The 1,209-nt window shown below is 54.0% G+C and carries 1 rRNA gene; it reads right to left on the bottom strand.

Annotated features, from left to right (window positions below):
• Positions 1–1,209: ribosomal RNA gene (locus M3630_RS30425) — 23S ribosomal RNA — on the bottom strand; the annotation flags it as partial.

Raw genomic sequence — 1,209 nt, 5'->3', positions numbered from 1 at the left:
TAGGCCGCTCACCCTATCCTCCTGCGTCACGCCATTGCTCAAGCGGAACAGAGGTGGTACAGGAATATCAACCTGTTGTCCATCGCCTACGCCTTTCGGCCTCAGCTTAGGTCCCGACTAACCCTGGGAGGACGAGCCTTCCCCAGGAAACCTTAGGCTTTCGGTGGACAAGATTCTCACTTGTCTTTTCGCTACTTACACCGGCATTCTCACTTCCAAGCGCTCCACCGCTCTTTCCAGTACGGCTTCACTGCTGCTTGGAACGCTCCCCTACCCAGTCCGTAAGGACTGCCATAGCTTCGGTGATACGTTTAGCCCCGTTACATTTTCCGCGCAGAGTCACTCGACCAGTGAGCTATTACGCACTCTTTAAATGGTGGCTGCTTCTAAGCCAACATCCTGGTTGTCTGGGCAACTCCACATCGTTTCCCACTTAACGTATACTTGGGGACCTTAGCTGATGGTCTGGGCTGTTTCCCTTTTGACGATGGATCTTAGCACTCACCGTCTGACTCCCGGACATAAGTCATTGGCATTCGGAGTTTGACTGAGTTCGGTAACCCGATGAGGGCCCCTAGCCCAATCAGTGCTCTACCTCCAAGACTCTAAATTCCGAGGCTAGCCCTAAAGCTATTTCGGGGAGAACCAGCTATCTCCGAGTTCGATTGGAATTTCACCGCTAGCCACACCTCATCCCCGCACTTTTCAACGTGCGTGGGTTCGGGCCTCCAGTAGGTGTTACCCTACCTTCACCCTGGACATGGCTAGATCACACGGTTTCGGGTCTACGGCAGCGTACTATCGCCCTATTCAGACTCGCTTTCGCTGCGGCTCCGTCTCTTCAACTTAACCTCGCACGCTACCGTAACTCGCCGGTTCATTCTACAAAAGGCACGCCGTCACCCTTTTAACGGGCTCCGACTATTTGTAAGCACACGGTTTCAGGTACTATTTCACTCCCCTCCCGGGGTGCTTTTCACCTTTCCCTCACGGTACTGGTTCACTATCGGTCGCTAGGTAGTATTTAGCCTTAGCAGATGGTCCTGCCAGATTCACACGGGATTTCACGTGTCCCGCGCTACTCGGGGTTGGTCTCGGAGAGACGCGCGTTTAGGTTACGCGACTATCACGCTCTATGGTCAGCTTTCCCAAGCTGTTCACCTACGCGCGTCTTTTGTAACTCCGTGTGAGACGCCCCACAACCCCGCC

Origin of the sequence: Brevibacillus sp. MER 51, from assembly GCF_023714195.1 — a bacterium.
Lineage (GTDB): Bacteria > Bacillota > Bacilli > Brevibacillales > Brevibacillaceae > Brevibacillus.
This window is presented reverse-complemented; position numbering and strand designations above follow the sequence as displayed.